At 72.5% G+C, this 443-nt stretch carries 1 pseudogene; it reads right to left on the bottom strand.

Annotated elements, in window-relative coordinates:
• Positions 1-223: 223 nt before the first annotated feature.
• Positions 224-443: pseudogene (locus PUR56_RS10865) on the bottom strand (isorenieratene synthase); the annotation flags it as partial.

Below are 443 nucleotides of genomic sequence, written 5' to 3'. Positions count from 1 at the left end.
GTCCCCTGAGCTGGCACGACATGTGGCAGCAGAACATCCGCCGGACCGAGGAGAACCTGCGTGCCGGCCGACTCTCGGTGAACCACGGCCGCACCCCCGTCCCGGTCCTGCTCAACTTCACCCGGTCGGTGGAAGTCTGACCCCGGTCCGGCGACGCACCCAGCCGTGCGGCACGCCGGCGGCGGGCGCCGGCACGGGACCGCGCGCACTGATCACTCGAACCTGCGGCGAAGGCTCGTAGCAGGGTGTTGCGGCCGTGGGGCGGAACCGACCACAGGGCGTGTCCTCGCAGGCCCCAGCCGAGCAGGAGGCTGTTCGCGGCGGCAAAGCCGGTGGTGGCTGCGCGTTCCATGAGGGCGGTGGGCAGGGGGCATCGGACCGCGTCGCCGGCGAGGACGAGTCGGGGATACCGGGTTCGGGTCCGTGGACGTCGCGCGTGTGAG

The sequence above is a fragment of the Streptomyces sp. BE303 genome (genome assembly GCF_036290945.1).
Classification (GTDB): domain Bacteria; phylum Actinomycetota; class Actinomycetes; order Streptomycetales; family Streptomycetaceae; genus Kitasatospora.
This window is presented reverse-complemented; position numbering and strand designations above follow the sequence as displayed.